This window comes from Acuticoccus mangrovi (assembly GCF_016411865.1).
In the GTDB taxonomy this organism is placed as follows: Bacteria; Pseudomonadota; Alphaproteobacteria; order Rhizobiales; family Amorphaceae; genus Acuticoccus; species Acuticoccus mangrovi.
Window position 1 is genome coordinate 1 of the sequence record NZ_JAEKJA010000034.1, and the last position, 21,204, is coordinate 21,204.

At 68.1% G+C, this 21,204-nt stretch carries 21 protein-coding genes, 1 tRNA gene and 1 pseudogene; all 23 read right to left on the reverse strand.

The features are described from left to right. Nucleotides 1-272: 272 nt before the first annotated feature. Nucleotides 273-620 (reverse strand): annotated as a pseudogene (locus JCR33_RS25185) (IS3 family transposase); the annotation flags it as partial. Between the two features lie 117 nt (nucleotides 621-737). Continuing rightward, a tRNA-Ser gene (locus JCR33_RS23325) sits at nucleotides 738-827 on the reverse strand. Between the two features lie 14 nt (nucleotides 828-841). Continuing rightward, nucleotides 842-1,699: a CheR family methyltransferase gene (locus tag JCR33_RS23330; protein WP_198884555.1), complete on the reverse strand. Its 858-nt coding sequence runs from the start codon at nucleotides 1,697-1,699 to the stop codon at nucleotides 842-844. After that, nucleotides 1,699-2,787, reverse strand: coding sequence for a chemotaxis protein CheB (locus JCR33_RS23335; RefSeq protein ID WP_198884556.1), 1,089 nt, complete (start codon nucleotides 2,785-2,787; stop codon nucleotides 1,699-1,701). The genes JCR33_RS23330 and JCR33_RS23335 overlap by 1 nt, the downstream gene beginning before the upstream one ends. After that, nucleotides 2,784-3,254 (reverse strand): chemotaxis protein CheW, encoded by a 471-nt coding sequence (locus tag JCR33_RS23340; protein WP_198884557.1) that lies wholly within the window; start codon nucleotides 3,252-3,254, stop codon nucleotides 2,784-2,786. The genes JCR33_RS23335 and JCR33_RS23340 overlap by 4 nt, the downstream gene beginning before the upstream one ends. Further along, nucleotides 3,251-5,923, reverse strand: a complete 2,673-nt coding sequence (locus tag JCR33_RS23345; RefSeq protein WP_332461259.1) for a hybrid sensor histidine kinase/response regulator — start codon at nucleotides 5,921-5,923, stop codon at nucleotides 3,251-3,253. Before JCR33_RS23345 ends, JCR33_RS23340 begins: the two co-directional genes overlap by 4 nt. A gap of 13 nt (nucleotides 5,924-5,936) precedes the next feature. Beyond that, nucleotides 5,937-7,604 (reverse strand): methyl-accepting chemotaxis protein, encoded by a 1,668-nt coding sequence (locus JCR33_RS23350; RefSeq protein ID WP_198884558.1) that lies wholly within the window; start codon nucleotides 7,602-7,604, stop codon nucleotides 5,937-5,939. Between the two features lie 42 nt (nucleotides 7,605-7,646). Beyond that, the gene (locus tag JCR33_RS23355; protein WP_198884559.1) at nucleotides 7,647-8,180 is read right to left on the reverse strand and encodes a hypothetical protein; all 534 of its coding nucleotides are present in this window, start codon (nucleotides 8,178-8,180) and stop codon (nucleotides 7,647-7,649) included. After that, the gene (locus JCR33_RS23360; protein ID WP_198884560.1) at nucleotides 8,177-8,530 is read right to left on the reverse strand and encodes a hypothetical protein; all 354 of its coding nucleotides are present in this window, start codon (nucleotides 8,528-8,530) and stop codon (nucleotides 8,177-8,179) included. Before JCR33_RS23360 ends, JCR33_RS23355 begins: the two co-directional genes overlap by 4 nt. After that, nucleotides 8,527-8,850, reverse strand: coding sequence for a rod-binding protein (locus JCR33_RS23365; protein ID WP_198884561.1), 324 nt, complete (start codon nucleotides 8,848-8,850; stop codon nucleotides 8,527-8,529). The genes JCR33_RS23360 and JCR33_RS23365 overlap by 4 nt, the downstream gene beginning before the upstream one ends. A 184-nt stretch (nucleotides 8,851-9,034) precedes the next feature. After that, nucleotides 9,035-9,454 carry a hypothetical protein gene (locus tag JCR33_RS23370; RefSeq protein WP_198884562.1) on the reverse strand — a complete coding sequence of 140 codons (420 nt, stop codon included), beginning with the start codon at nucleotides 9,452-9,454 and terminating at the stop codon, nucleotides 9,035-9,037. Continuing rightward, the gene (locus JCR33_RS23375; RefSeq protein WP_198884563.1) at nucleotides 9,451-10,209 is read right to left on the reverse strand and encodes a flagellar biosynthetic protein FliR; all 759 of its coding nucleotides are present in this window, start codon (nucleotides 10,207-10,209) and stop codon (nucleotides 9,451-9,453) included. The genes JCR33_RS23370 and JCR33_RS23375 overlap by 4 nt, the downstream gene beginning before the upstream one ends. Continuing rightward, nucleotides 10,206-12,263 carry a flagellar biosynthesis protein FlhA gene (flhA, locus tag JCR33_RS23380; protein ID WP_232372793.1) on the reverse strand — a complete coding sequence of 686 codons (2,058 nt, stop codon included), beginning with the start codon at nucleotides 12,261-12,263 and terminating at the stop codon, nucleotides 10,206-10,208. Before flhA ends, JCR33_RS23375 begins: the two co-directional genes overlap by 4 nt. Nucleotides 12,264-12,439: 176 nt before the next feature. After that, on the reverse strand, nucleotides 12,440-12,706 hold the full coding sequence (gene fliQ / locus JCR33_RS23385; RefSeq protein WP_198884565.1) for a flagellar biosynthesis protein FliQ: 267 nt from the start codon (nucleotides 12,704-12,706) through the stop codon (nucleotides 12,440-12,442). Between the two features lie 11 nt (nucleotides 12,707-12,717). Then, on the reverse strand, nucleotides 12,718-13,125 hold the full coding sequence (gene flgD / locus JCR33_RS23390) for a flagellar hook assembly protein FlgD (RefSeq protein WP_198884566.1): 408 nt from the start codon (nucleotides 13,123-13,125) through the stop codon (nucleotides 12,718-12,720). A gap of 60 nt (nucleotides 13,126-13,185) precedes the next feature. Further along, nucleotides 13,186-13,797 carry a flagellar biosynthesis repressor FlbT gene (gene flbT, locus JCR33_RS23395; RefSeq protein WP_198884567.1) on the reverse strand — a complete coding sequence of 204 codons (612 nt, stop codon included), beginning with the start codon at nucleotides 13,795-13,797 and terminating at the stop codon, nucleotides 13,186-13,188. Continuing rightward, a complete protein-coding gene (gene flaF / locus JCR33_RS23400) occupies nucleotides 13,794-14,144 on the reverse strand; it encodes a flagellar biosynthesis regulator FlaF (protein WP_198884568.1) in 351 nt (116 codons plus the stop codon). Before flaF ends, flbT begins: the two co-directional genes overlap by 4 nt. A 10-nt stretch (nucleotides 14,145-14,154) precedes the next feature. Next, nucleotides 14,155-15,192 (reverse strand): flagellar hook-associated family protein, encoded by a 1,038-nt coding sequence (locus JCR33_RS23405; protein WP_198884569.1) that lies wholly within the window; start codon nucleotides 15,190-15,192, stop codon nucleotides 14,155-14,157. After that, on the reverse strand, nucleotides 15,192-16,577 hold the full coding sequence (gene flgK / locus JCR33_RS23410) for a flagellar hook-associated protein FlgK (protein ID WP_198884570.1): 1,386 nt from the start codon (nucleotides 16,575-16,577) through the stop codon (nucleotides 15,192-15,194). The genes JCR33_RS23405 and flgK overlap by 1 nt, the downstream gene beginning before the upstream one ends. A gap of 28 nt (nucleotides 16,578-16,605) precedes the next feature. After that, complete coding sequence (locus JCR33_RS23415) at nucleotides 16,606-17,994, reverse strand: flagellar hook protein FlgE (protein WP_198884571.1); 1,389 nt, start codon at nucleotides 17,992-17,994, stop codon at nucleotides 16,606-16,608. 121 nt (nucleotides 17,995-18,115) lie between these two features. Then, nucleotides 18,116-19,462 carry a FliI/YscN family ATPase gene (locus JCR33_RS23420; protein ID WP_198884572.1) on the reverse strand — a complete coding sequence of 449 codons (1,347 nt, stop codon included), beginning with the start codon at nucleotides 19,460-19,462 and terminating at the stop codon, nucleotides 18,116-18,118. A gap of 65 nt (nucleotides 19,463-19,527) precedes the next feature. After that, a complete protein-coding gene (gene flgF / locus JCR33_RS23425) occupies nucleotides 19,528-20,250 on the reverse strand; it encodes a flagellar basal-body rod protein FlgF (RefSeq protein WP_198884573.1) in 723 nt (240 codons plus the stop codon). Beyond that, entirely contained in the window at nucleotides 20,251-21,036 is a 786-nt protein-coding gene (locus tag JCR33_RS23430; RefSeq protein WP_198884574.1) for a DUF1217 domain-containing protein, read from the reverse strand. It abuts the gene before it with no gap. Nucleotides 21,037-21,204: the final 168 nt, after the last annotated feature.

Consider the following 21,204-nt stretch of genomic DNA (forward strand, 5'->3'; position numbering starts at 1 on the left):
ACCGCCGTAAGTGGGTCAGATTTGGATCGGCGTTGACAACGTGGGGTGGAGGCGTCCGATGTCCGAAAGCCAAACCGCGATGCGAGCGTCGTCCCAATCGGGAGCAAACAACCTCGCATCGACCAGATCCGGCGCGCTCACCATACCACTTTCGCGGCTTGCGCAAAGCACGCACGCCAAGCCTGACGCCAAAGCCCAAGGTGGAATTGGAGTTGCCCCGGTTGGGCGGACAATTGTGGGCTTACAGCTTGAAGCCGCGCCTTGCCAGCGTGTTCGCAGTTAACGGGTGATCGATGACCGAGGGCGGGGCGGAGGCGACGGGGATTATGGAAACCCTCAATGTAACCGAACAGGTTATGACGGACAGCGTCACGTGTCGGGTAGACCTGGTGATGCACCCGCTCGACCACGAGGGTTTGGAAGAAGCTCTCCATGAGCACGTTGTCGAGGCAGTTGCCTCCGCAGTTCATGGACGGAATTACACCAGTGGCGGCAAGGACCTTGCGACAAGCCTCGGCAGCGTATTGGACGCCGTGATGGCTGAGGCCGGGCCCGGGTCGTTGCCGCTCGATCGCCATTCCGAGCGCGTCGACGGCGATGTCCGCGTACAATGTCTGGCGCCGAACCGTCGGCGGATGATCCGAGGATCGGACCCAGAACAGCAACAGGCACGCGCACCTCACAAAGGCCGATACGTCATCGAAAAGTGATTTAATATCAGTAATTTATTGAAAGTGTGGCGGATGGGGTGGGATTCGAACCCACGAGGCGGTTGCCCGCCTGCCGGTTTTCAAGACCGGTGCCTTCAACCACTCGGCCACCCATCCAGGGCGGGCGCACACTAGGCGCAAATGCGGTCCATGGCGAGGGGGCCGGAGGAGGCGGCGGTTCGCACATAGACGTTGCGCCAGTCGGGGTGACGCGCAAACATTGCCGTCAACCCCAGCGTGGTCTCCGGACCGCCGAGGACGAGATAGCCATCGGCAGGCATGGTCTGCGCGATGCGCTCCAACACGTTCGCCTTGGTCGGCCGATCGAAGTAGATCAACACGTTGCGGCAAAATACGATGTCGAAGGGGCCGAGCCCGTCGAACGGCTCCAACAAGTTGCGCGGTTGGAAGCACACGCGGGAGCGGATCTTGGGGGCGATCACGTAGTGCTTGTGGCCCGTCGCCTGGAAGTAGCGGTCCAGATAGTGCTGCGGCATGCCGCGTCCCACCTCAAAGGCCGTGTACTCGCCCATCTGCGCCCGCCCCAAGGCTGCGCGCGAGAGGTCCGTGCCGAGGATCTCGATGGGATGGCCGGCAAAGCGGGCGGCATTCTCCTCCAGCATGATCGCGATGGAATAGGGCTCCTGGCCGGTCGAAGCGGCCGCGCACCAGATGCGAATGGGCCGCCCGTGCCCGCGCGCCGCGCACAGCTTGGGCAGCATCATCGAGATCAGCGCCTCGAAGGGCTTACTGTCGCGGAAGAACAGGGACTCGTTGGTGGTCATCGCGTCGACCACCTGGTCGATGATTTCGCCGCCGCGGTGGCTGCGCATCTGCGCCACGAGGCCGGAAAGATCCTTCAGGCCGTGGTCCTCGATGATCGGCCTCAGCCGCGTGGTGATGAGGTAGCCCTTGTCCTCGGAAAGGGCGAGGCCGGACCGATCCTTCAAGAGCTGGCGCAGATAGGCGAAGTCCTCTGGCTTGAGCATCAGCCTGCTCCCGTCATCGCGGTGCGGATCGCCGCGGCCATGCCCTCGAGCGAGCAGACCTTGTCGACGATGCCGGCGCTCACCGCGGCGCCCGGCATACCCCAGACGACGCTGGTCTCCCGGTCCTGGGCGTAGACCACTCCACCCGCGGCGGTGATCACCTTGCCACCCTCGCAGCCGTCGTTGCCCATCCCGGTGAGGATCACCGCGAGGACGCTGTGGCCGAAGACTTCGGCGGCGGAGACGAACAGGACGTCCGCGGAGGGGCGGCAAAAGTTGACCGGCGGCGTCTCCGTCAACTTCAACCGACGCCCGCCGCTCGCCGACACGATCAGATGGTGTCCGCCCGGGGCGATGCGGATCTCGCCGGCGGTCAGCGGCTCGTCGTCGACGGCTTCCCCGGCCCGCCAGTCCGTGGCGCGGGTGAGATGATCGGCGAGGATCGGGGTGAACGCCGCCGGCATGTGCTGGACGATGAGGACCGGCACCCTGACGGCGCTCGGCGGCAGGTTCGAGAACAGGCTGAGGAGCGCCTGCGGCCCGCCGGTGGAGCTTGCGACGACGAGAACCTGAGGCGGCGCGTGGCGCCGCCCGGCCGGCCCGCGGGAGGCGGGGTCGGTCGCGCCGGGGCGCGCCGCGGACGGTCCCGGCGCCCTCCCCCGCTGTCGCCCGATCAGCGCGATCACCTCTTCGGCGAGACCGCGAAAGGCCATCGGCTCGTCGGTGGCGGGCTTCAGCAGGAAGCCGATCACGTTGCGATCGTGCGTTTCGCGTCGTAGGGCGCGGCCCTCAGGTGTGTCGGGCGCGACCACGATGATCGGCATCGTGGGATCGGCGCTCGCGATCTGGTGGAGAAGCGTGAGGCCCCTCAGCCCCGGAAGATCCGCATCGAGCACCAAAGCGTCCGGCCGCACCTCGTCCACGGCACGCGCCGCGTCGTTCTCGTGCGCCGCCGGCGGGGTCAGCGACATCGGCGACCCCGCGGCCGCCAGCGCACGCCGCAAGGCGGTGCGCAACGCCGAGGAGTGGGCGAGAAGCTGGATCCGCCGCACCGTCGGCCGCGTGATGGCCGGTGCGGATGTCGTCATGTGCCGACCAGAGAGATGACGCCGTCGAACAGGCGATCGACGGCGACGATCAGCACCAGATTGTTGTCGGAGCGCTGGACGCCGATGACGATGTCACGCCAGCGCCGATCGAGGTTCATCGGCGCCGGCTCGCGCTCCGACGGAACGGAGGTGAGGACATCGCCCATCTCATCCACGGCGAGGCCGAACAGCTCGCCGGCCCGCTCGATCCCGATCGCCATCGTCGGCTGGCTCTTCGCCGGTGGAAAGCCGAGGATCTGGCGCGTGTCGAGCGCCGTGACGATGCGCCCGCGCAAGTTGAGCACCCCGATGATGCCGGGCGGCGAGCGCGGCACATCGGTGATGCGGGTGAGGAGAAAGACCTCGTCGACCGCGCTGATCGGCAGGGCGAACCAATGCCCGGCGAGCTTGGCGGTGACGAAGCCGTCGGCCCCGTCGGCGATGGAGGTGCGGGCGAGCGCGCTCACGCGGCGATCTCCTCGGACATGTTGGTGAAGTCACGCAGCGACTGGAGCAGGCCGTTGCGATCGAGCTTGGAAATATAGTCGTCGAAGCCGGCGTCCCGAGCCCGGCCGATGGCGTCGTCGGTGATCATGCCGGTGAGGGCGAGAAGCGGTACACTCCTCAGACGATCGATCCGCTTCACCGCCTTGGCGAAGGCGAAGCCGTCCATTTCCGGCATGTCGACGTCGGTCACAATCACCGCCGGCATCATGCCGCCTTCGAGCTTGTCGAGCGCTTCCGCACCGGAGGCGCAGACCACCGGATCGTAGCCCGCCGAGCGCACCACGGGCGCAACGAGGTTGCGGAAGAATATCGAGTCGTCGACGAGGAGGATCTTGTCGGCCCCCGGCATCAGCGGCTTGTGCTGCGGATCGAACCAGTGGGCGGACGCGAGGCCCAGGAAGTAGCTGACGTCGATGACCTCGGCCGCCCCGCCGCCGATGATGGCGCTGCCGAGGATGCCCGGCTGCTCGGACGGGATCTGCACCTGCACCGAGTCCTCCACGATATCGACGATCTCGTCGACGAGGAGGCCCATGGAGCGGCCCGCATCGCTCATCACCAGAAGCGGCTTGCGCTGGTTGGCACCCGGCGCCGGAGGATCACCGAACCAGACGAGCGGGATGAGCTCGCTGTTGTACTGGATGTGCCACTGACCGTCGCTGTGGTCCGCGTCGGCAAGGTTGATGTCCTCGAGGCGCGTGATGAGGCTGATGGGCAGCGCCTTGCGGTTGGGCGTGTTCGCCCGGAACATGAGAAGCAGCTCCTTGTTCGCGGCCACCTCCACGTCCTCCGCCTGCTTGGCGACCTGCTGCATCGTCGCCTCGCTGGGGCTCGATGCGGCCGTCCGCACCCCGTTGGGATCGACGATCATGATGACGCGCCCGTCGCCGAGGATCGTGGAGCCAGAGAAATTCTCCAGCCCGCGCAGCGCGGCCGGCATCGGCTTCACCACGATCTCCTCCGTGCGCAACACGCGGTCCACCAGCATGCCGAAACGCATGCCGCGGGCGCGCATCACCATCACGAAGCCCTCCGTGCTCTCGTCGGCGACGCGCGGGACGCCGTTCTCGTCGACGCTCGAAGGAAGTTGCAGCAACGTGCGCAGGTCGACCACCGGCAGCAGGCGGTCGCGCGAGCGCAGCACCGGCGCCTCCTTGATGAGCTGGATCGAGTGTGCGCCGCCCGGCTCAACCTTCAGAAGCTCGTCCACCGAGGTCTGCGGGATCGCGAAGTCCTCGTTGTCGACCCCGACGATCAGCGCGCGCAGGATGGCGAGCGTCAGCGGGATCTTCAGGGTGAAGATCGAGCCCTCGCCCTGCTGCGACTGAACGTCGATGGAGCCGCCGATGCGCTCGACGTTGGACTGCACCACGTCCATGCCGACGCCGCGGCCGGAGACGCTCGTCACGGTCGCCGCGGTCGAGAAGCCCGGCTCGAAGATGAACGAGAAGATCTGCTCGTTCGTCATTCGGTCGGCGTCTTCCTGGGTGGCGATGCCCCGCTCGATCGCCTTGGTCTTGATGCGCTCCACGTCGAGCCCGCGGCCGTCGTCGGCGATCTCCACCAGGATCTGCCCGCCTTCGTGGTAGGCGTTGAGGCTGATCTTGCCCTTTTCGGACTTGCCGGCGCGCACGCGATCGTCCGGCATCTCGAGCCCGTGGTCGGCCGCGTTGCGCACCATGTGCACGAGCGGATCCTTGATGCTTTCGAGGACCTGGCGGTCGAGCTCGGTGTTGGCGCCCGACATCTCCAATTCGATCTGCTTGCCGAGGCTCGAGGACACGTCGCGCACGATGCGGGGAAGCTTGCGCCAGGCGTTGCCGATCGGCTGCATGCGGGTGGACATCACCGCTTGCTGCAGTTCGCCGGTGACCGTCGAGAGGCGCTGCAGGGCGAGCTTGTGGTTGGAGTTCTCGTTGTTGCGCATGATCTCGGTGAGCTCGTTGCGCGTCAGCACGAGCTCCGAGACGACCGTCATGAGGTGCTCCAGCGTTTCGACGGAAACGCGGATGGAGCGGTCGCCGGTCCCTTCGCTGCTCTCCGTCTTCTCTTCGGCCTTCGTGGCGGGCTTCGGAGAATCGTTCGCCGGCTTCATCGACATGCCGGGCGGCGGCGCCGACGTCTTGCCCGCAGGGGCCGGTGCGGGCTTCGCCGGCTCGGCCGGAGCCGCCTCGGCAGCCGCTTCGGCTGGCTCGACCTGAGCCTCGCCGTCCGCCGCCGCTGGAGCGGCGCTTCCTTCGCCACCCTCGCCGCCCGCCTCGTTCAGCGCGGCGATGACCGTGTCGTCCGATCCCTCCGGCTCCTTGCCGGCGTTCGTCTCGATGTGCCCGAGGATCATCTTCAACCGATCGGCCACCTGCAGCATGGCATCGATGGCGTCATGGGTGACCGGATCGCCGTTGCGCAGGCGATCCATGAGGCTCTCGGCGGCATGGGCCAGCCCGGCCATGCGCGGCAGGCCCAAAAAGCCGCAGGTTCCCTTGATGGTATGCATCATGCGGAACAGCTCGTTGAGCAACGCCGTCCCGTCCGCCTCGTTTTCGAGCTCCACGAGGCGGATGTCGAGCTGCTCTAGGGTTTCCTGCGTATCGGTGATGAATTCGCTCAGGAGGTCGTCCATACCGTCCATTTACTGATCCTCCTCAGGCGGCGGTCGTGCGCACAGAGCTGATGAAGCGGGCCGTTCGGTCACGCAGCGCATCGGCCTGACGCGACACCTCGCTGACGGCCGACACGATCTCGTTGGTGCCGCGGCTCGCATCGTTGGCGATCCGCGACAGGTTGCTGATGGTAGTGGACACATCTTGCGTGGAGACAGCGGCGTGCTGCACGCTCTGTGCGATCGCGCTCGTGGCGAGCGACTGATCCTCGATCGCGCCGGCGACGCCGCCGGTCAGCGTGTTGGCGCGGGCGAAGCTGTCCTTGATGGTGTCGATCACCGCCACCACGCGAGCGGTATCGCCCTGCACGGCCAGGATCTGCTCGCCGATCTCCTTGGTGGCGCTCGCCGTCTGCTCGGCGAGGGACTTCACCTCGCTCGCCACCACGGCGAAACCCTTGCCCGCCTCCCCGGCCCGCGCCGCCTCGATGGTGGCGTTGAGGGCGAGAAGGTTGGTCTGTCGGGCGATCGTCTCGATGAGATCCACGACTTCGCCAATCTTGCCCGCCGAGGCCGACAGCCGCCCTGCGACGTCCGTCGCCTCCTCGGTGTGGCGCATCGCCTCCAGGCTGATCGCGCTCGCCTCCTCGGTCTGCATGCCGATCTCGCGGGCGGAGGTGGCGAGCTCCTCCGCGGCCGAGGCCACCGCTTCGACGCTCGCCACGGTCGCTTCGACGGCCTTTTCCACCCCGTCGGACCGGCCGGACGACGCATCGCGGGGGAGTACGGCGGCGCTTGCCGCAAGCTGGTCGACCGCCCTCGACAGCGCTTGCACCAAGTCGGCGACGTCCTCCTCGAAGCGGGAGAGTGCCGCCGAGCGGATTTCCACCTCTTCGGCGGCGGCGACATCGCGGCGTGCGCGGGCCGCCGCCTCCGTCTCCCGGGCCGCGCGCAGACGCTCCTGAAGGCTGCGCGTCACCTGCTCAACCTCGCCGATCTCGTCGCGGCCGGGCGGCGAAGGCAGCTCCATGTCGAGGTCGCCGTCGGCGATGCGATCCAGCATCCGCACGAGTTCGAAAAGCCGCGCCCGGAACTGCCCGAGCACGACGATGCTCGCGCAAACGCCGCCGACGATGATGACCGACACCGCGACGGCGACGCCCCACCACCGCGTCGCGCGGCTCGCATCCGCCATCGCCTCGACCTCACCGACCAAAGAGGCGGAGAGGCCCGATTGGTGGGCCTCGAGAGCGCTCACCGCCGCGAAGAGCTGCGACCGCGCATCCGCGGCGGAAAGGGGGGCGCCGAGGTTTGTGCCGAACTCGCCGCCGGAGCCTAGACGGATGCTCGCCCCGAGCTTGCGGCGATCGGCGATCATCGCGACAATCGCCCGGCCGGCCACACCCGCCCCCGGACGCTCCGAAAGCCGCGCCGCGCTCTCTTCGGCCTTGGCGAGAGCCTGCTTGAGCTCGGCAAGGAGCGGCTTCGCCTCGGCCCGCGTGCGGGCACCGCGCACGGCCTCCGCGGCGCTGCTGAGGCTCGTGAGCGCATTGGCGAGGGACGCCCCGCGCTGCAACTCCAGCCCGTCCCGACCTATTCTGGAGAGCGCGTCTTCGCTTCTCAGCGACGCTGCGGCGACGAGCATCGCGAGCCCGGCAATCCCCACGCCCAAGAGGGCGATGACGAGGAAGAGGCGGAAAGTGATCGACATGCGATCATCCTCCGACGGACCGGCTCACGGCTCGGCCGTCCCTCAACGCGGCGTTTCCCCGTTCGCCCCGACCCTGCGCGGTGCGTCGGTGGGCGCACCGGAGCCGCCGCCGAGCGCGGCCACCGCGTTCGCCGCGTCAGGGGAGGACAGGTCGATATAGTTGAGGCCGTCGACGAGGAGATCCTGAACCACCTCGTCACCCATCCGCTCGTTGACGCGCTGGCGAGCCTCTTCGGCAAGGCCCTCGAGGTCGAAGCGGATGAGACGACCCATGCGCGTCTCCGCGCGGCCGTAGATCGAGCGAAACACCTCGTCGGTGATGAAGGGATCGGGCTCGGAGGCGAGGCCGCGCAGGACGGCGGCATCGGCCGTGTAGACCATGCGTGCCACCACGTAGCCCGACACCCGCCCCCCTTCGAGGACCGGCACGGACATGGTGGGAAGCGACGTATAGCGCAGCCCCTCGAGCCGCGGCTTCACCACCCCCTCGCCGGAGTCGAGCTTCCACGCGGCCACGGCATAGCCCGCACCGAGGGTGACGCAGACGGCCCAGATGCCGATGATGAAGAGCTTCACGAGCGCTTCTCCCGCTGAAGGGCGGGCCGCGGCCCATAGGTCCCGTCCCACTCGTCGGCCATCACCGCTTCGGCGACGATGGACGATACCACTTCGGCCGCTTCCAGGCGGACGCCGAGGAGGCGGCTCTCCCGAGCGAGCTTCTCGCGCACTCGTCTGATCTGCCGCGCCTGCTCGGGCGTGATGAGCTCGGCCGGCGGCCGGCCGTAGCGGCTCAGCTCCAGTAGGGCGCGTCCCTTGGCGTCGGCCATCCCCCCGTCGTCGAGCGGCCCGCCATCTTCGAGTGCGGCGATGGCGCCATCGATCAACGTCTCGAGGCGGGTCAAAGAAGTGGTCAGACCTTGCATCATGCGGTGTCTCCTGTGCGATCGGCGATCATGCGATCCACGACGTCGGCGATGCCGATGCCCCCCGAGCGGGCGACTTCCGCAGCGAGGTGCTCGGCGAAGAGGCCGCGCCAGAGCCGGCCCGCCGAGCCGCCCCACACCGGGCTGTCGTCGGAGGGGAGCATCGAGGCGAGGAAGGTCGTGAGCGTCGCCGCCTCGAATTCCTGACCGACGCCGGCACCCTCCCCCGCCCGCACGGCCGCAAGCCGCTGCACCGTGACCGGCGACACACCAGTCACCTCCGCGGCGGAGCGCGCGGGGCCGAGCAGGGCGGCAAAGTCCATCCCCACAGGACGTTCCGCAGCACGGGAGGACGCCGCTTGGATGGACGCGGTCCGCGCAGCCAACGGCGGCGGCGCGGACGAGGCGGTGGGGTCGAGAGTGACGGCGGGTAGGATCATAGGGCGCTCTTTCGGACGGAGCGGTGGCAACCCGGCCAGGCGACCGGATGCGGCGAACCGCTTCAGGTTATTGGGTATCGCTGGTGGGAGGCTTGCGTCGGGGGGCGCGAGGGACGGCGCAGCTCTCGGCGAGGATCCGCTCCAGACGGCGGCGTTCCTGCACGGCCGCCTCGGCCCGCTCCGCCGTCGCGACGCGCTCTTCCAACACCTCCCCGGCGAGATGCTCGCGCCGATAGTGCGCGGCCGCGCGGTGCGCTTGCCGGCGCAACCCGTCCGTGTTTCGTGCCGCCCGCGTGAGGGCATTCGCCATCGTGCCCACGAGGAGGCCGTGAAGCGGACTGTCGGCGTTGAGCGCCGCGACGATCGCCTCCTCATGGGCCTCGCTCTCGGCGACGCGTCGATCCGCCATCTGCGCGTCGGCGGCAGCGGCGCGGCGGAGCGCCCGCTGGGCTCGGGCGATGCGGGCAAGGCGGGCCGGCGTCGTCACAGCGCCGCCGAGAGCTGGCGGAAGGCGTCCATGAAGGCGATCATCATCTCGCGGATCGTCACCGCGATCATCAGCACGCCGCCGGCGGTGATGAACGGCAGCGCCACGAAGAAGACCGGAATCTGAGGCGTCAGCTTGTTGGTGAGGCCGACCGCGAAATTCACGATCACCGAATAGATGATGAAGGGTGCGACGAGGCGAAGCGCGACCAGGAAGGCCGCGCCGAAGCGGTCGCTGACGGCAACGAGGGCGGCCCGCGGATCGAGCGCGCTGCCGGGTGCAAGGACCTCGTACGAGGCGAGCAGAGAACGGATGATCTCGTAGTGGAGGTCGGCGAGGAAGATGACCGTCACGGCCGTCACCATGAAGAGGCTGGCGGCGGCCTGGCTCGGCTCGTTGCCGTCGATGCTGGTGCCCGGAATGCCGCCGAGGCCGACGGCGTTCGCGACCCCCACCGACATCGTCTGCAACGCCATCAACAACAGGCGGGTGAGAAGACCGATCAGCAGGCCGATCAGGCTCTCGGTGCCGATGACGGCGACGAGATCGGCCGGCGTCGCCGGCCCCACCACCGCGATCGCCCGCTCGATGAGCAGAGGCGCGATGACGAGGGCGACGGCGAGCGCCAGAAACACCCGCACCATCACCGGCACGCGCAGGGAGGAAAGGCCGGGCGCGATGAGAAACACCCCACCCACGCGGGCGAACACCACCGCCACGCCGAGCACGATGCTCGCCGGCGCCGCCTCGTTCACGAGATGGAGCCGATGGGCTGCACATTGGCGCCGCGCGCGATCTCCAGATGCGACAGCACCGGGATCGAGGGGAACATGCGCTCGATGATCATGCGCACATAGGGGCGGGCCTCCGGCGCGGTGACGATGGCGAAGCGCGTGTGGACCGCCATCAGCTCCTTGACGAGCTTGGAGGCGGCCTCGCCGAACTCCTCCACCAGGCGCGGATCGAGCGTCAGCTCGACCACGTCACCCTTGGCGTCGCGCTTGAGCCCCTGGTGGAACGCGAGATCCCAGCGATTGCCGAGACGCACCACGAAGAGCGTCCCATCGACGGCGAGGTCTCCGCAGATCTGGGCCGCCATGCGCATGCGCACGTGCTCGGCCACCGTCTCGGCGCGCCGCGCGTGTGGGCTCACCTCGGCGATCGCCTCCAAGATCAGGTTGAGGTTGCGGATCGACACGCGCTCGGCAAGGAGCAGCTTCAGCACCGCCTGGAGGCCGGAATTCGAGATCTGCGCGGGAACGATCTCGTCGATCAGGCGGCGATATTCGGGGTCGAGCCGATCGAGCAGGGCGCGCATGTCCTTATAGGACAGGAGCTGAGCGAGGTTGTTGCGCGTGATCTCCACGAGATGGGTGAGGACGACCGAAAGGTTGTCGATCGGCACGAAGCCTTCGCGCTTCACGTCGGAGGTGAAGGCCTCGTTGATCCACACCGCCTTCATGCCGAAGGCGGGGTCGCGTGTCGCGTCGGCGGGAACCTGCGGCGCCGGTCCCTCGCCGGTGACGATCAGATAGTCCCCCACCCTCAGCGTGTGATGGGCGATGGTGGTGCCGTGAACACTGATCTCGTAACCCTTCGCCGGCACGGTCAGGCTCTCGTTCACCTTGATCTCGGGGATCACGAAGCCGTACTCGCGGGCGAACTTGCGGCGGATCTTGGCGACGCGGTGCGCGAGCTCGGTGGGCGAGCGCAGCACGGTGCGGGCGAGCTGCTTGCCGACGGTGAGCTCCAACTCCGGAATGTCGAGCTCGGCCTTCACCGAATCCTGCGAGGCGCGGGCGGCCTCGTCCGCGGCGCGCTTGGCCGCCTTCTCCTTCTCCATCTCGGCGGCCTTGCGCTGACGGGGAATCGTATAGGCGACGAAGGCGAGAATGCCGGCAAGCAGCATGAAGGGGATCGTCGGCAGGCCCGGAACGGCGGAGAAGATCGCCATCAACGTGGCCGCCATGATGAGGGCGCGCGGATAGGCGCCGAGCTGACCGAGCACCGCCTTGTCGGCGGAGCCGCGGGTGCCGCCCTTCGACACCAGGAGACCGGCCGCGAGCGAAATGATGAGGGCGGGGATCTGGCTGACGAGACCGTCGCCCACCGACAGGCGGGTGAAGACGTCGGCGGCGCTCGCGAGCGGCATCCCATGCCGCGTGGTGGCGATGACGATGCCGCCGAAGATGTTCACGGCGATCACGATGAGAGAGGCGATCGCCTCGCCGCGTACGAACTTCGAGGCACCGTCCATGGAGCCGAAGAAGGCGCTCTCCTCTTCCAGCTCGCGGCGGCGGCGCTGGGCCTCCGTCTCGTTGATGAGACCGGACGAGAGGTCGGCGTCGATCGCCATCTGCTTGCCGGGGATCGCGTCGAGGGTGAAGCGGGCGCCCACCTCCGCGATGCGCGTGGCACCCTTGGTGATGACGAGGAAGTTCACCACCACCAGAATGAGAAACACCACGATGCCGATGACGAAGTCACCCGACATCAGGAAGTTGGCGAAGCCGGCGATGACGTAGCCGGCAGCGTCGACGCCGGTGTTACCGTCGGCGAGGATGAGACGCGTCGTGGCGATGGAGAGGGCGAGGCGCAGCATCGTGGCGATCAAGAGCACGGTCGGAAAGGACGAGAACTCCAGCGGCTTCTCGATCCACAGCGACACCATCAGAATGAGCACAGCGAGCGCGATCGACAGGGCGAGGCCGATGTCGATGAGAAAGGTCGGAATCGGCAGGATGAGCACGCCCAGCATCGCGATGATGCCGACGGCGAAGCCGATGTCGCGCACGCCGCCGGGCGGCATCGCGAAGAAAAGGAGTGTCCGCTGCGGCCGGGCCGTGCTGTCGACTTGGCTCATGTCCACCTCGCCTTCATGGCGACGCGAGGGCCGGTGGAATGCGGCCTCGCGGTTCGCTGCGGGACGACCTCACACTGCGGTGCGAGGCTTGCTCGGGGCTGGGATCGGCGCCTAACCGACGGCTAGAAGCCGATCGCGATGCGGCGATAGACCTCTTCGGTGAAGGCGAAGATGTGGGCGCCCATGAAGGAGGCCGACAGCGCCGCCACCACCAGAATGGCGATGATCTTGGGAATGAAGGTGAGGGTCATCTCCTGCACCTGGGTGAGGGCCTGCATCAGGGAGATGGCGACACCCACGACCATCGCCACCGCCACCGCCGGAGCAGCGGCGACGAGGACGGTGAAGATCGCCGACTGCACCAGATCGATGGCGTCGACCTCGCTCATGACGGTCGCCGTCAGGAGATGGTGAGGCCGGCGCCGATCGGCACCTCGGTGCCGTCGACGAGCCGTGCCACGGAGCCCTCCGAAGAGATGGTGACGGAGGCGACCACCCCCTCCTCTCCCGTCGGCGCCGTGATGGTCCGTCCCACCAGCGATTCGGCATCGCCGAGAGCGTTGGCCGTCAGCATCGCCGCGAGCCGCTCGTTGGTCAGGATGTTCTGCTCGACGTTGGAGAAGGCGGCGAGCTGGGCGACGTACTCGGTGTCGGACATCGGCTCCAGCGGATCCTGGTTCTTCATCTGCGTCACGAGGAGACGCAGGAACGCGTCATATTCCAGCGTCTGCGTGCCCTCTGTGGTCGTCGTGGGCGTCGCATTCGTCTGGTTGGCGGCCACCGCGGCGATGGCGGAATAGTCGGTCATGGCGTCGTCCTTGTCAGCATCTCGGAGCGGAAGCCGGAGTGCGTCTCTGCGGAGATCGGGTCATTGCAGCGTGGTGTTGCGGTTGGAACGTCGCGGCTCGCGCGGCGTCGAGGCCGGTTGCGCGTTCGTCTCCGGGGTCGCGGCGCCATTCGGCTGCGTGTCGCGGGCGAGCGGAGTGTCGCTCGTCGGCCGTGCCGGCTCGGTGCGGCGCGGCCGCTCCGCCTCGGGCGCGAGACCCAACAGCACGGCCTCCGTGTCGAAGAGGTTGCGCAGCACCTTCAGCGCGCGGAACGGCTTTTCCGCCTCCACCTGGGCCACCGCCTCCTCCACCCCCGTCCGCAGCTCCGGCGAGCGCAGTGCGAGGCGGATGTCGTTGGCCATCGCCTGGAAGAGCGCGCGGCTTGCCGGGGCGTTCTGCGGGTCCATCAGCATCGCCTGAACGGCGAAGTAGAGCTGGCGCAGCGGCGTGTGCGTGTCCTCGACCTGGAGAACGTGGTTTTCCAGCAGGAAGGTGGCGTCGTTGAGGAGCTCCAGCGTGACCTTGCGGTCGACGCGGAAGACGGCACCGTTGAGGAAGAGCCGCTCCCCCGCCCGGAGCGACAGGTGCATCGGTCGCTGGCCGGGCTGGCGGGTGTCCTCGCCCTTCGGTGCGCGGCGCGAACTGGATTTCATGTGGCGAGCCCCTCGCGGACGGTGCGGTTGATCTCGATAAGGGCGTCCCAATCGTCGCTCTCGTCGGCGATGATCTTGTCCGTCTGGCGCATGACCCAGAGGCCGATGGAGATGAGGTTGGCCTTCAGCCCGTCCGAAAGATCGTTCGCCGGATGGCTGAGGTCGCGAATGAGGAACCCCCAGAGCGTTTGCATGTAGCGCGCGGCCTCCAATCGTTTGGTGCGTTCGGCCGGTGTGGCTGCGGCCGCTTCCATCAGGGCGAGGCCCTGATCGAAAGCGATGCGTTCGTGCTCACGACCCACATCGCTCGCTCCGAGCCTCACATCCTGATAGGTGTCGACCGGCAAGAGCCTCTCCCTAGGCGTAGTTGAGAATACTGAGGCGCGAGAGCTGGTTGGTCAGCGCGTAGCTGATCTCGATCTGCGTCGTGAGGAGATCGATCCGCACCTTGGCCTCGGCGGGGTCGGCGCCTTCGTCGGCAGCGATCTTCTGCTCCAGAATGTCGGTCGCCAGCATCATTCGGTTGTTGGCCTTGGCGATCGCATTCTCGGAGAAGCCGAGCTGCCCTTTGAGGGCGACGACCTCGGTGATGGCCGTGCCGAGCACCAGCCGCGCCTGCCGCACGATCTCATCACGAGTTGCTTGGTTGAGCGTGGAGAAGCTGAGGCCGGCCACCATGGTGAAGCCCATCGCCAAGGAGCGGATCGCCTGCTCGTTGGCATTGGTGGAGGTCACCACCCGCTCCGACGGAGCGATCCGGCTGACGATGTTGTCCGACGAGGCGGCCGACCACGACGCGCCCCAGGCTGGATCGTCGAAGAGATCGGCATACTCGTTGGCGAGGAAGTCGGCCATGTCGGCGGGCGTGATCGCACTCGCGGCGGGATCATCCACCGCGACGCCGAAGCGGGCGAGAAAGGCTGCCTCTACCGCCGCCTCCGGCCCGTCCGCATAGCGCGAGAAGGGCTGCTCGGTGGTGTTGAGGCCGCCGAATAGGTAGGAGCCGCCGTCCGAGGCGTTGAGGCGATCGGCCATGCGATCGAGCGAGGTTGTCGCCTGCGTCGTCAGCGTCGTGGCCGAGGCGTTGCCGGGTGGCAAGGCGACGAGCGCCGCGAGCATCTCGCTCGCCGTCGTCTCGAGGTCGGCGAGCGCGTCCTGGGTCTGCGACAAGCGTGCCGTGGCGCTTCCATTGGCGGTGATCAGCGTTTCGAGGAGCGCGAGATCCATCCGGGTCGACACGGTGCGACCGGCGGATCGGCCGAGCGCCAATCCGACGTCGGCGTGGCGCGAGGTGGCGACCTCCGTCGTGCGGTCGGTCAGCTCCTGCTGCAGCTGGATGATGCTCGCGCGAGGCGCGTTGCGCAGGGCCGCGGTGGAAATATAACTCGTCTGCATCAGACCATTCCCAGAAGCGTATCGAACATTTCGTCGATGATGCCGAGGAGCCGCGCGCTGGCGGCGAAGTTCTGCTCGATCTGGAGCTGCAGCGCGTACTCGTCGTCCATGTTGACGCCGGTCGCGCGCGACAGCGCATCGGAGGTCGCCGCGAGGATCGCCCGTTCGGTCTTCACCTCGGTGGTGGCGTTGGCGCGCAGGCCTTCGAGCCAGCCGACCGAGCCGGTGGCAAAGTCCTGCAGCGTGCCCGCCGCGCTGAGCTCGGCGTCCGGATCGAAGGTCACCACGGTGCCGAGATCGATGCCGAGCTGCATCAGCCGGTCGGAGTAGGCGGCATAGCCCGACGGGTTGCCGGTGCCGTCGCGCAGGTTCTCCACCGAACCGCCCTGAAAGGGATCGACGTCGGGCGCGACGGCGATGGTGCCGGCATAGTCCGGCGGCCCCCCATTCACGAAGAGACTGCCCACCCCGTCGTCGAAGATCTCGGTGAGGGCGCGGGCGATCTCGTCGAGCTGCAGGCGGTAGGTGGGACCGATGGTATCCCTCACCCGGGCGTGGCCGACGATGGAGCCGGCGACGGAGGGCATCGGCGCGTCGTCCCCGGTGATCGCGAGACCGTCGACGAACACCGTCCCGCCGATCGTGTCGGCGGTGAACACGGGTGTGCGCTGGAAGGAGACCGAGCGCGCCACCTTGTCGAACAGCGTGATGCCGCCGTCGGTGAAGAGCGCCAGGTCGCCGTTCTCGCGCTGGAGCGTGGTCACGCCGAGATATTCGGAGATCTCGGCGACGATGGCGTCCCGACGGTCGAGCCAGACGCTCGCGTCCTCCCCCGACGCGGTGGAGGTGACGACGACGCGATTCGCCTCGGCGAAGTCAGCGAGGAGATCGTTGACCGCGTCCACCCCTTTCGACATTTCGAGGTCGGCCCGCTCGCGGGTGAGGTTCAGCTCGTTGGCCGCCCGGTTGAGCGCATCGGCGAGGTCGCGCGCCCGCTCCACCGCCGCCTGACCGAAGAGCGGATCGTCGGGGGCGTTGGCATAGTCGGCAAGGGCCGTCTGCAGGTCGCCGATGAGAGCGGCGGGGGAGACCCCGTCCTGTGGATCGCCCACCGTGTCGGCCAGCACGGTGAGGTGCTCGAGCACCGCGTCCCGGTTCGCCGCCGCGGCGGTCGCGGTGATCATGCGGGTATAGAGGGCATTGTCCTCGGCCCGGCGGATGCCGGCGACCCGCACGCCACCGTCGCCCGTCGTGGTGACGAGGGCGGAGGCACGCGAGCGGGTGGGATCGCTCGCGGCCGCGATGTTGCGGCCCGACAGAGCGATCTGCGCCTGCGAAGCGACCAACGACTGCCGCGCAACATTGGCCGCAACATCGAGACTCATAGGGATCTCCTAGGCTGACGAGCGACGGCTAGCGGGCGAGGTTCACGAGCACTTCGAGGAGCTCGTCACCCGCCTGAAAGGTGCGCGAATTGGCGGTGTAGGCGCGCTGGGCGACGATCATGTCGGTGAGCTCGATGGCGAGGTCGACATTGGACTGCTCCACCGCGCCCACCACCAGCGACCCGTTGCCGGCGTCGTCCGGCAGCGCGACACGCAGATCGCCCGACTGGACGGTGATGCCGTAGACGTTGCCTGGGCGCGGATCGAGCTGATCGGGGCTCGGCACGTTGGCGAGCGGCAGGCGGTAGAACTCCACCTCCGTTCCGTCCTCGTAGACGGCGAAGACGCGACCGTCGGCGGCGATCGACACGTCCTGCACCGTGTTGGGCGCGTTGCCGTTGATCGCGACTTCCAACGGCTCGAAGTCGGCGGCGAGCTGGGTGGTGCCGGTGATGTCGAGGTTCAGCGGGTCGGAGGAATCCGGCAGCTGGATGTTGAGCATGGCGAACATCGCCGGGTCGAGCGGATCCACCGCGCCGGAATAGCCGGAGGCCGGCACCGTGGTGGCGATGTCGCTGATTGCGCCCGTCGCCGGGTCGAACGTCACCTCGGCGAGGGCCAGGAGGGGGTTCGCCGGGGTCGAGCCACCGAGCGGCGGGTTGGGGTTCGTGTAGGGAAAGTCGTTGTCGATGGCGACGCTCGCGGTCGACTGATCGAACACGGCGACCTCCCACACCGGCGGGGTGGGCCCGGAGGGATCGTAGTCCTGGATCTTGCTCCAGTAGACGTCGAGGGTGATCTCGTGGCCGAGATCGTCGTAGCCGACGATGGAACTCTTGATCGTATAGGTCGAGGTCGCGAGGTTGTCGCCCGGCGTGTCGCCGGTCACCACCTCCGCGTCGGCCTCGAGGTTGGCGCGATAGGTGCCCGAGGTGGAGGGCGTCGCGCGCATGTTCATGTAGTCGATGTTGACGGGCTCTAGCCCAGCCGTGTCGTTCAGCGTGATCACCGGCTCCTCGCCCGCGACCGACGGGAAGCCGAGCAGGGAGAAGCCGCCGGCGTTGACGAGGTTGCCGGATTGACCGTCCACCACGAAGGAGCCGGCGCGGGTCAGGAAGCGACCGCCGTTGCGGTCCTCCACCACGAAGAAGCCGTCGCCCTGCACGGCGAGATCGGTCTTCGACAGCGTGTAGCTGAGCGAGCCCTGGCGCGAGACCTCGTAGCGCACATTGGCGGTGACGGCACCCGAGGAATAGCTCGCGGGGCCCGCTTCGAGGATCAGTGAGGAGAATTCGGTATCGGCGCGCTTGTAGCCCACGGTGTTGGCGTTGGCGATGTTGTCGGCCACGGTCGCGAGCTTGTAGGACTGCGCTTCCATGCCGGAACTGCTCGTGCGCAAGACATTGTAGAGGCTCATGGAGTTCCCTTCCTTGGGTGTCCTCGGCGAGAGGGCACCGACCGCCCGTCGCCAGCCGGGGCCGAGGGGGCCCGTGCACCCGGTCGATCGACGAAAATCAGTTTTGCGCGGAGGGCTTGTGTCAGGCTGATTCGGGTTCGGCCGCGCCGTGACCGGTGCGCGGCGAGAGCATCGCGGCAAGTTCGGCGAAAGCATCGATGGACGGCGGGTTGGCCGGCGTCTGGATCAGCGCCTCGTAGATCTGCGGCACGAGCTGCACCGCGCGGTCGAGCTGCGGATCGCTGCCCACGCGGTGACCACCGATGAGGCGGAGGTCGCGCGTGTCTTCATATCGGGCGATGAGGCCACGCAGGCGCCGCGACAGATCGAGCTCGTCGGCGCGGAAGGCCCGGTCGGCAAGGCGCGACAGCGAGGCGAGCGGGTCGACCGCCGGATAGCGCCCCGCCTCCGCGATCGGACGAGACAGCACGATGTGGCCATCGAGCGTGCCGCGCGCAGCGTCGGAAATCGGCTCCTCCATATCGCCGCCGTCGACGAGGACGGCGAAGACGGCGGTGATCGATCCCCGCCCCGCGCCACGGCCGGCCCGCTCAGCGAGCCGGGTGAGGTCTGCGAAGACGCTCGGCGGATAGCCCCGCGAAACTGGCGGCTCCCCCGCTGCGAGCGCCACGTCACGAGCGGCGTGAGCGGCGCGCGTGAGGCTGTCGGTCACGAGGAGCACGCGCTTGCCGGCGTCGCGGAAGAACTCGGCGATGGTCATCGCCGTCAGCGGGGCGAGGCGGCGCATCATGGCGGTCTCATCGCCCGTCGCGACCACCGAGATGGTGCGCTCGCGGTGGGCGGCGAGCGGACCCTCCAGCATCTCGTTGACCTCGCGCCCGCGCTCGCCCACGAGGGCGGCCACCACCACGTCGAACGTGGTCGCCGCCGCGATCATGCCGAGAAGGGTCGACTTGCCGACGCCCGAGCCGGCGAACACCCCCACCCGCTGCCCTTCGACGAGGGGGGCGAAGATGTCGAGCACCTTGACCCCGGTGCGCAGCGCTGTGGTGAGCGGGGTGCGCGACAGCGCGGCGGGCGGGTCGGCGTCGGCTGGCCGCGCTGCGCCTTGGATCAGCGTTCCCCCGCCGTCGAGCGGGCGGCCGAGGGCATCGACCACGCGGCCGAGCCACGTGTCGTGCGGGCGCAGCGAGAAGCGGCCGACGAGCGAGGCGCGCGCGCCGAGGAAGGCCGCGCTGCGCCGCTCGTAGAGCGCCGCCGCCACGCGGTTGCGGTCGATGCGGATCACCTCCCCGAGCGCCGGCCCGTCGCCATGTGCCACGAGAAGCTGGTCCCCCAATGCGGCGTGCGCAGAAAGGCCGCGGACCATGCGCTCGTTGGGCGCCGCCTCGTCGACCACACCCGACAGCCGTACCGCCGGCGACGTATAGCCCGACAACAGCCCCGCAATCCGCTCCAGCGCCGCCATCGGTGCCTCCCTATTATGTGGTTGGTCTCAGGCGGCCGCGCTCCTCAGCGCTGCGGCCAGAGGGATCAGTCGCCGCCCAGAACCCTGACCGCCTGCTCCATCGACTGCTGCCGATCGTTGAGAACGGCGTTGCCGTATTCGAACGCGCGCTGAATCGCGATCATCTCGGTGATGAACTCGATGGCGTTGACGTTGGAGCCCTCGCGGAACCCCTGCTTCACGCCGTTGGCGGCGCGGTCCACCACCGGCTCACCCGGAACATTGACAAGAAGGGCGGTGTCCCCGTAGCGCTTCAGCCCGGCTTCCGGCCCGAGGGCGAAGAGACCCAGAACGCCGACGTTTCGGCCCGCCTGGGACATGCGACCGTCGGCGCCGATCACCACCGGCCCGGCGGCAAGGTCGATGGCGATGGGGGCACCGCCTTCGTCGACCACGCCGTAGCCCGTCATCGTGGTGAGATCGCCCTCCGGCGTCACCGTGAAGCGCCCGTCGCGGGTATAGGCGAGGCCGGCCGGCGTCTCGATCCCGAACCAGCCCTCGCCGACGATCGCGACGTCGAGCGGATTGCCGGTTTCCTCCACCGGACCGGCGGAGAGATCGAAGAAGGTTCCGCCGGATTCGGCGAAGGCCACCCGGTCGCGCCCGTAGTCGGAAAGGACGGTGGAGAAATCCACCGCCTCGGCCCGAAAGCCGCCGGTGCGCATGTTGGCGATGTTGTTGGCCACCGTGTCGAGGCGGGCCTCCATCGCCATCAGACCGGAGAGCGCGACATAGACGTCAGACGGCATTCATAGACCTCCAAGGCGAAGCGAGTTGAGCGACAAAGCGAGATCGAGCGAGATGGTGGGGCTCGTATTGCCCGTGATGCCGAAGAGGCTCAGCACGGGATCGCTCGCCCCGCTCTCGGCCGCGTCCCAAAGCGCGGTGAAGCGCGTCAGGAGACGGTCGACCTCCGCCGGGTCCTTGAGCGAGGCGATGTCGAGCCGTTCGGTGAGCACCTCCGCCTGGCGGTCGATGTCGACGGCGGCGAAGGCGGTCGGCAGTCCCAACAGGGTACGCACCACTTCGGAAAGGGCGGAATCGGCGAGAATATCGAACGCGTTGTCGATCTCCGGCGCCATCCGCGCGAAATAGAGGGCGAGGCGTACCCCGTCCCCGTCGCGGCTGCCGGCGTCCGTCTCGAGCGTTTGGCGCACGTAGCGATCGACCACCGCCTCGCCGGCGGCGACGCGCTTCATGGTGAGATCGCCGTACGACTCGAAGTCGAACACGCGGGCGAACTCGCGCAGCCGCTGGTCGCTGGTGCGGTTGGCGAGCGAGTCGGGATCGGTGACGCCCTCTTCGAGGATCTTGCGGATGTAACCCTTGGCGTAGGCGAGATCGGCGAGGCCGAAGGCCGTCATCGCGTAGCGGAAGAGGCGGCTATCGGCGAGAAACTCGTCGATCGACGTCACGTCGCCGTAGTGCTCGCGATAGTAGGCGGTCTCCAGCTTGACCGGCGCCTGGTTGGCCGTAACGGCGAGCGATCGGTCGAGATTGCGTGCGATCAGGCTGTAGCTTGCTGCGACAGACATGGTGTCTCTCCAGGTGATGCCGTCGCCGGCGCGTTCCTTTCATCGCCAATCTTGCGCCGAAGGCTGGTGTGGGGCTTGCGCCGTCGCGCGTTCCGATCCGATCGGCGATAGCTGCTTTGCCGACAGGCTCGCGCAAGGCTCCGGGGCTCTACTCCCATCGCTTCATAC

Excerpts from the sequence above, each read along its gene's own strand:
- JCR33_RS23330 (WP_198884555.1), bottom strand. The coding sequence starts at position 1,699 with ATGCTCAAGCCAGAGGACTTCGCCTATCTGCGCCAGCTCTTGAAGGAT.
- JCR33_RS23335 (WP_198884556.1), bottom strand. The coding sequence starts at position 2,787 with ATGACGACATCCGCACCGGCCATCACGCGGCCGACGGTGCGGCGGATC.
- JCR33_RS23345 (WP_332461259.1), bottom strand. The coding sequence starts at position 5,923 with ATGGACGGTATGGACGACCTCCTGAGCGAATTCATCACCGATACGCAG.
- JCR33_RS23350 (WP_198884558.1), bottom strand. The coding sequence starts at position 7,604 with ATGTCGATCACTTTCCGCCTCTTCCTCGTCATCGCCCTCTTGGGCGTG.
- JCR33_RS23360 (WP_198884560.1), bottom strand. The coding sequence starts at position 8,530 with ATGATGCAAGGTCTGACCACTTCTTTGACCCGCCTCGAGACGTTGATC.
- JCR33_RS23365 (WP_198884561.1), bottom strand. The coding sequence starts at position 8,850 with ATGGACTTTGCCGCCCTGCTCGGCCCCGCGCGCTCCGCCGCGGAGGTG.
- flhA (WP_232372793.1), bottom strand. The coding sequence starts at position 12,263 with ATGCCGCCCGGCGGCGTGCGCGACATCGGCTTCGCCGTCGGCATCATC.
- fliQ (WP_198884565.1), bottom strand. The coding sequence starts at position 12,706 with ATGAGCGAGGTCGACGCCATCGATCTGGTGCAGTCGGCGATCTTCACC.
- flgD (WP_198884566.1), bottom strand. The coding sequence starts at position 13,125 with ATGACCGACTATTCCGCCATCGCCGCGGTGGCCGCCAACCAGACGAAT.
- flbT (WP_198884567.1), bottom strand. The coding sequence starts at position 13,797 with ATGAAATCCAGTTCGCGCCGCGCACCGAAGGGCGAGGACACCCGCCAG.
- JCR33_RS23405 (WP_198884569.1), bottom strand. The coding sequence starts at position 15,192 with ATGCAGACGAGTTATATTTCCACCGCGGCCCTGCGCAACGCGCCTCGC.
- flgK (WP_198884570.1), bottom strand. The coding sequence starts at position 16,577 with ATGAGTCTCGATGTTGCGGCCAATGTTGCGCGGCAGTCGTTGGTCGCT.
- JCR33_RS23415 (WP_198884571.1), bottom strand. The coding sequence starts at position 17,994 with ATGAGCCTCTACAATGTCTTGCGCACGAGCAGTTCCGGCATGGAAGCG.
- JCR33_RS23420 (WP_198884572.1), bottom strand. The coding sequence starts at position 19,462 with ATGGCGGCGCTGGAGCGGATTGCGGGGCTGTTGTCGGGCTATACGTCG.
- flgF (WP_198884573.1), bottom strand. The coding sequence starts at position 20,250 with ATGCCGTCTGACGTCTATGTCGCGCTCTCCGGTCTGATGGCGATGGAG.
- JCR33_RS23430 (WP_198884574.1), bottom strand. The coding sequence starts at position 21,036 with ATGTCTGTCGCAGCAAGCTACAGCCTGATCGCACGCAATCTCGACCGA.